8 protein-coding genes are annotated in these 6,175 nt (G+C 67.4%); 3 read left to right on the top strand and 5 right to left on the bottom strand.

The genetic code is table 11. The features are described 5' to 3' along the window. Both QN345_RS14355 and QN345_RS14350 read right to left on the bottom strand, forming a co-directional pair. The coding region (locus QN345_RS14355) for a glutamine amidotransferase (RefSeq protein ID WP_323508790.1) at positions 1 to 720 on the bottom strand (720 nt) is incomplete at its 3' end. A gap of 48 nt (positions 721 to 768) precedes the next feature. Continuing rightward, the gene (locus QN345_RS14350) at positions 769 to 1,332 is read right to left on the bottom strand and encodes a hypothetical protein (RefSeq protein WP_322136043.1); all 564 of its coding nucleotides are present in this window, start codon (positions 1,330 to 1,332) and stop codon (positions 769 to 771) included. 510 nt (positions 1,333 to 1,842) lie between these two features. Here QN345_RS14350 and QN345_RS14345 point away from each other — a divergent pair. Beyond that, the gene (locus tag QN345_RS14345) at positions 1,843 to 2,184 is read left to right on the top strand and encodes an S-adenosylmethionine decarboxylase (protein ID WP_198413440.1); all 342 of its coding nucleotides are present in this window, start codon (positions 1,843 to 1,845) and stop codon (positions 2,182 to 2,184) included. After that, on the top strand, positions 2,184 to 3,011 hold the full coding sequence (locus QN345_RS14340; protein WP_134560002.1) for a hypothetical protein: 828 nt from the start codon (positions 2,184 to 2,186) through the stop codon (positions 3,009 to 3,011). Before QN345_RS14345 ends, QN345_RS14340 begins: the two co-directional genes overlap by 1 nt. 3 nt (positions 3,012 to 3,014) lie before the next feature. On the opposite strand, the gene QN345_RS14335 is transcribed toward QN345_RS14340, so the two are convergent. Next, positions 3,015 to 3,440, bottom strand: a complete 426-nt coding sequence (locus tag QN345_RS14335) for a VOC family protein (RefSeq protein WP_134448853.1) — start codon at positions 3,438 to 3,440, stop codon at positions 3,015 to 3,017. 141 nt (positions 3,441 to 3,581) lie between these two features. Between QN345_RS14335 and QN345_RS14330 the strand changes: the two genes are divergently transcribed. Further along, positions 3,582 to 4,478 carry a LysR family transcriptional regulator gene (locus QN345_RS14330; RefSeq protein WP_322136044.1) on the top strand — a complete coding sequence of 299 codons (897 nt, stop codon included), beginning with the start codon at positions 3,582 to 3,584 and terminating at the stop codon, positions 4,476 to 4,478. Here the strand turns inward: QN345_RS14330 and QN345_RS14325 are convergent. Further along, positions 4,447 to 5,301: an aldo/keto reductase gene (locus QN345_RS14325; protein WP_322141114.1), complete on the bottom strand. Its 855-nt coding sequence runs from the start codon at positions 5,299 to 5,301 to the stop codon at positions 4,447 to 4,449. The genes QN345_RS14330 and QN345_RS14325 overlap by 32 nt on opposite strands. 124 nt (positions 5,302 to 5,425) lie before the next feature. After that, a partial coding sequence (locus QN345_RS14320; protein ID WP_323508789.1) for an aldo/keto reductase occupies positions 5,426 to 6,175 on the bottom strand: 750 nt, incomplete at its 5' end.

The following is a 6,175-nucleotide window of genomic DNA, read 5'->3' as shown; positions in this document are numbered from 1 at the left end:
GCGCCGCACGAAGGCACGCATCAGGTTCGCCGGTTGCGTCACCGTGGCCGCCGCGATGCTCGCGATGACTCCGGTCCAGGCATCCGGCTTGACATATCCGTTGTCGCGGTAGATCCGGAGGCGGGTGAGGATGCTCGCATTGGTGAGCTCCGGGTGGAACTGGGTCGCGTAGACGTTCCGTCCGACCCGGAAGGCCTGGACCGGGCAATCCTCTCCGGTGGCCAGGAGTACGGCGCCGGGCGGGAGGACCGTGCATGCCTCCTTGTGTCCGACGAAGGCCTCGAAGTCGGGCTCGAGGATACCGAACAGGGGGTCGGCGGCTCCCTCCTGCGTCAGCCGCACTCTCGTCGGGCCGGCGTCCTCCGGCCACGTTCCGTCGACGACACCCCCGCCGTGTGTCGTCAGCAGCCCGATGCCGTAACAGGCTCCGAGAAAGGGAAAATCACGGGCGACGACGAGGTCGAGGAGCGACTGGAGTTCCCGCTCGACCCGGAGCTGGACGGCGGACTTCGTCGCCGCGGGGTCGCTGGCGTTGAAGGGGCTGCCACCGACGATGATGCCGGAGTAGTCGTCCAGCCGGATCGGCGGCAGTGGCGCCGCCTCGAGCCTGACCCGGTGCAGGTCCTCCGGGGTGAGGCCGCCGGCGCTCAGGAAACCCTCGTACTCGTCGTCGGCGGCTTCGTCCTCCGGACGGCTGGCCAAGAGCAGGTAGGGCTTCACGCCGCCATGATACGCGGTGCGGCGCCCATTCCGGTGCGCGCTTCCCGATCAGTACAGGAATGACCTCGCGAAGGTGTTCACATCGATGTTGACGCCGTTGAAGACCCGTTCAAAATGCTGCTGAACACCGACTCGGAGATTCCCGGACGCGTTCCAGCCACCGAACGGAATCGGTGCAGGCGAGAGGAGATCGACGGGGTCGTCAGGGAGGCCGGCCACGGCAGTCGAGCCCGGCTGGACGGGCACGGCATCCCAGAGGGCGACGTCCGAGAACTCCGTCGTTCCCGCGCCCATGATGTCGTCCCACATCCGCGCGCCGGTGTAGACGACGGGGCGCACTCCGGTGGATTGGACGCCCGTGATCATGGCGCGGGTGAGCGGCGGGCCGCCCGTTTCGATGTCGAGGGCGAAGAACTGGAGCCGGATGCGGAAGGAGCCCGTCGCCGCGATCCCCTCCCGCCAGCAGCGCGGATCCCTGGTGTACGCGGCGATCGCGAGACCGGCGTCGATGGCCATCGCGAGCTGCGCCTGGGTGCGGGCGAGAGGCGTGCACGTGCCGAACTCGGTGGAGCTGAGGATGTAGAGCCGGAACCCGGCTTCGTATGCCTGCACGAACCAGGCAGGATCGGAAATCGGATTGTCCGAATCCAGCGCCCTGATCGCCGGTGACGGTTGGGCCCGCGACGATTGGGCCGGTACGGTCGGCACCGGAGTGGGGCCGCGGTCGGGGAAACCGCTGGGATGCCGGACGGGGCGGATGCCGCCGGGTCCGGTCGGATCGCACCTGCTACCTGGATGGCCGCGAGGGGAAGGCCCACTGCAAGGATCACCAGCAGCGCGGCCCCGAAAATGGGCGGCGCAACCGGCCCCTTTCCCGGGTGTCTCGTGACGGAAAGCCTGCGCATTCGCTCAGTGTGCACCGGCATCGCGGTGAAGAAAAGGGACCCACCGGGGACTCGTCCAGACTGTCGGACGTGCCCTCGGACCCCGATGGATGTCTGGGGGGCGTACAGTGAGGCAGCACCGCTCAGTCTCAGGTTCCAATGTCGCCCTGATGAAACGGCTGCCGCCGGGGATTCCTTTCCCCAAGCTCTTGATCACATCACTGGGGGAATGGCTTTCATGCGCGACCTTGCACCAACCATTTACCGGCAGCGTCTTGTCATCGAGGCCTACCCCGCCGAACCGATCAGCGCAGTGCAGATCACGGACTACTTGTCAGGGCTTGCCCCGGTGCTCGACATGAAAGGCCTGATCGAACCGGTCACGCATCGCAGCGATCTGTACGGCTGGGCCGGGTGGACTCACTGGGAAACGTCGGGGGCGCATTTCTACGCGTGGGAACAACCGGTGCTCTTCTACAGTGTCGACATCTACACCTGCAAGCCGTTCGACCCCCTCGTGGCCGTCGAATACACCACGCGTTTCTTCGGCAGTGCCAGCGCCGAATACAAGGAGTTTTAGTGCCGACCCGCGACACCGATACCGTGATCGGCGCCGAGGTGTTCAGCCCCCGATACGACCTGAGCGATGCCGAGCTCGAGGACCTCACCGTGCGGCTGCTCGCCGCGCGCACGCGTGACCTCCCGGAGCACTACCGGCTGGTCGCGATCGAGGTCGACGGCCGGAGCCCGTTTTCGAACGTCGGCCGGCACGTGGAACGTGTTGTCTTCGAGGCGACGTTCGGCAACGATGCCGCGCAGATGACGGACGAGTACGGCGCGTACGAGGGCACGAGCACATTCTTCATCTCCATCGACAGGGACACCGGCACGCCGAGCGGGGTGCTGCGGATCATCGAGGATTCCCCGCATGGACTCAAGAGCCTCAACGATGCCGCCCAGGAACCGTTCAATCTGGAACTCGATGAGGCGTTCCGCTTTCACGCGATCACCGATCCGACCGAGATCTGGGACATCGGCACCGTCGCCGTCCTCCCCGACTACCGTCGCGGCGAAGCAGCGGTGAGCGTGCAGCTCTACCGCGCCATGTACCTCTCCGCGCTCGTGCACCGGATCAAGCACATTGTGTCCATCGTCGACGACCGCCCGCTGCGCAAGATGCGGGACTTTCTGGGCATCCCGTTCGTACCGCTCGCCGACACTCCCCCTGGTCCGTACCTCGGCTCGAAGAAGAGCCACGCCGTCTACGGGTACGTGCCGCACTTCCTGCCGAAGGCGCGGGCGCACCGCGACACCATGCGCGGCCTCCTCGTCCGCAACGCCCTGCAGCGCCTTGTCGACGGCACGGAAGACGACTCGATCAGCCTCGACGTCCAGCCCGGCGCCTGAACGTCACTCGGGCGCTGTGCTGCCCGATCCGGAGATGTTGACCAGCCAGCTCACGCCGAACGGGTCCACGAGCATCCCGAAGCTGTCTCCCCACGGCGCCTTCGCAAGCGGCTGGAGTACGGTCCCGCCGGCAGACAGTTTTTCGAAGTAGCCGCTCAGTTCCGCCTCGTCGTCGCCGCTCAGCGAGACCGACATAGTGGTGCCCGGTGTCAGATCCATGCTGTTCGGTGTGTCCGCCGCCATCAGGACCATCCCGCCGTCCGTCGTCAAAGCGGAGTGCATGATCTTGTCGCCCTCCGCAGGATCCTCACTGGCGTGGAGCTCCGCGAAGGTACTGCGCGTGACCGTGCCGCCGAAGACCGACTCGTACAGGTCCATGGCCGCCCTGGCCGAATCACGGAACGAGAGATAGGGGTTGAGCGTTGTCATCTGAGACCTCCAGACCGGGGCGTGCCCGCCGTCGGGCCCGCGCTTCCGAGACATTATCGACCCCGGAACGGCAAAAGACGAGGCGGTGGATCCAGTCCTCGCACCTGTGAATGGCCTCGCGTGAGGCACTAGCCTTGCTGAATGGAACTCCGCCAGCTCGAACATTTCGCGATCGTCGCCGAGGAACGCCACTTCACCCGGGCCGCCGAGATCCTGCAGATCTCACAATCCGGTCTGTCGGCATCCGTTCGGGCGCTCGAAAGCGAGCTCGGGACGTCACTCTTCATCCGCAGCACCCGCAGCGTCGAACTCTCGGTCGCCGGACAGGCCTTCCTGGTCGAGGCGTTGCGCACGCTCGCGAGCGCCACCGCGGCCCAGAACGCCGTTGCGGCTGTGCGCGGCCTCATGCTGGGGAGCCTGACCGTCGGCGCCGAGCCGTGCCTGGGCTCGGTGGACCTTCCGGGAGAGCTCGCCCGCTTCCGCATGACGCATCCAGGGGTCGACGTACGTCTCAGGCACGCCGGATCGCTCGAGCTCATCGAGGGCGTCGCGAACGGCCGCACGGACGTCGCCCTTGTCGTCTCGGTCGGCGACCAGACTCCCGGCGTCCGACTCAGTCCGCTCAGCACGCAGCGGCTCATCGTGCTCTGCCATCCCGATCACGCGTTCGCGGCCAGGGGCTCCGTCGACCTCGCATCCCTGCATGCCGAGTCACTCGTCGGGTTCCCCGCAGGCTGGGGCGCACACGTCCTCGCCCGCCGCGGTTTCGCTGCTGCCGGGTTCGATTACCGGGCCGCGCTCGAGGTCAACGACGTGCATCCGATGCTCGACCTCGTCGGTTACAACCTCGGTGTCGCGATCGTGCCGGAGAGTTTCGCAGCGAAGCGCCCTGACCTCTTGCGAGCCATTCAGATCGAGGATCCGATGCCGCCGTGGACGGCCGCGGTCGCCGTGGCGGACGAGCCCAGCCCGGCCGCCACGGCGTTCCTCACCCAGCTCGCGGGGATCAGCCCAGCAGCGCCAGTTCCTCAGTCGTGAGCGTGATGCCGGCAGCGTGAACCGAATCCCGGATGCTCTCCGGCCGCGAGGCGCCGGGGATTGGGATGACCACAGGGGACTTCGCGAGGTGCCAGGCCAGGCAGACGACCTGCGGGCTGACCCCTCGGTCTGCTGCTACCTGCTGGAACGGCGCGAAGCGTTCGCCGAGCCGGGACGCAGAGGAGATCCCACCGAGCGGGCTCCAGGGGATGAAGGCGATTCCGAGTTCGGTGCAGAGCTCGAGCTCCGGTTCGCTGCTGCGGAACGCAGGAGAGAACTGGTTCTGCACGCTCGCGAGGCGCCCGCCGAGCAGTTCGCGGGCGAGCCGGATCTGATCGACGTTCGCATTGGAGATGCCGGCGAGGCGGATCGTGCCGGCGTCGAGGAGCTCGACGAGCGCCCCGATGGAATCGGCGTACGGCACCGCCGGGTCCGGCCGGTGGAACTGATAGAGGCCGATCGCGTCGCCGCCGAGCCGCGCGAGTGAGGCCTCCGCGGCCTTCTTGAGGTGTTCAGGGCGGCCGTCGACATACCAGGTGCCGTCACCGGGGCGCAGGTGCCCGCCCTTCGTCGCGACGAGCAGGTCGCTGGTGTCCCCGCCCCACGACGCGATCGCTCCTGCGATGAGGGTTTCGTTGTGGCCGACCTCGTCGGCGTGCAGGTGGTACGCGTCCGCGGTGTCGAACAGGGTCACGCCCTCGTCGAGGGCCGCGTGGATCGTCGCGACGGACCTGGCCGCATCCGGTCGTCCTTCAATCGACATCGGCATTCCGCCGAGTCCGATCGCGCTCACGGTTCGGTCGGCGATCATTCGGGTTTGCATCATTCGGGTCGGCATGGCTTCCTTCGTTGAGCGGTTGACGGGGCTGGCGGTTCTGCAGTGTTCGTTGCGGGATTCGTTGCGGGATCTGTTGCGGGATCTGTTGCGGGACCTGTTGCGGGGTTGGTCACCAGGCATAGTCCTCAGGGGCCGGCTTGTGCCCGGGGAAGATCTCATCGAGACGGGCCAGAGCTGCGGCATCGAGGGTGACGTCGAGCGCCCGGAGACCGTCGTCGAGCTGGGCCTGGGTGCGCGGCCCGATGATCGGCGCCGTCACTCCCGGCTGGTGCAGGAGCCAGGCCAGGGCCACGTCTCCCGGCTCGTGCCCCAGGTCTGCGGCGAAGTCCTCGAAGGCCTGGATGGCCGGTCGGTGCGCGGCAAGCGTCTCGGCAGAGCGCCCTTCGAGGCGCCGTCTGCCGTCGCGCTCCTTGCCGAGCACTCCCCCGAGGAGGCCGCCCTGCAGCGGGGACCAGGCGATCACACCGAGCCCGTTCGCTCGCGCCGCCGGGAGCACTTCGAGCTCGAGGTCCCGGGTGAGGAGGTTGTAGATCGACTGCTCACTCACCAGGCCGGTGAAGTTGCGACGTCGCGCTTCCGCCTGGGCCGTGGCGATGTGCCAGCCGGCGAAGTTGCTGCTGCCCGCGTAGAGGATCTTTCCCTGGGCGACGGCCGTCTCCATGGCCTGCCAGATCTCGTCCCAGGGCGTCTCCCTGTCGATGTGGTGGAACTGGTAGATGTCGATGTAATCCGTCTGCAGTCGCCGGAGGCTCGCGTCGAGGGCCCGGCGGATGTTGAGGGCCGAGAGCCTGCCGTTGTTCGGCCAGTCCGAGGTCGTCCCGTAGAGCTTGGTGGCGAGCACGGTCCGCTCCCGGCGATC

This window comes from Cryobacterium sp. 10I1 (genome assembly GCF_035019805.1).
GTDB classification, from domain to species: domain Bacteria; phylum Actinomycetota; class Actinomycetes; order Actinomycetales; family Microbacteriaceae; genus Cryobacterium; species Cryobacterium glucosi.
The sequence above is the reverse complement of the archived record's forward strand: the minus strand, read 5'-3'. Positions and strand labels throughout refer to the sequence as shown.

Bases quoted from the DNA above. Each gene is read 5' to 3' on its own strand.
- QN345_RS14345 (WP_198413440.1), top strand. From the start codon at position 1,843: ATGCGCGACCTTGCACCAACCATTTACCGGCAGCGTCTTGTCATCGAG.
- QN345_RS14335 (WP_134448853.1), bottom strand. From the start codon at position 3,440: ATGACAACGCTCAACCCCTATCTCTCGTTCCGTGATTCGGCCAGGGCG.
- QN345_RS14330 (WP_322136044.1), top strand. From the start codon at position 3,582: ATGGAACTCCGCCAGCTCGAACATTTCGCGATCGTCGCCGAGGAACGC.
- QN345_RS14325 (WP_322141114.1), bottom strand. From the start codon at position 5,301: ATGCAAACCCGAATGATCGCCGACCGAACCGTGAGCGCGATCGGACTC.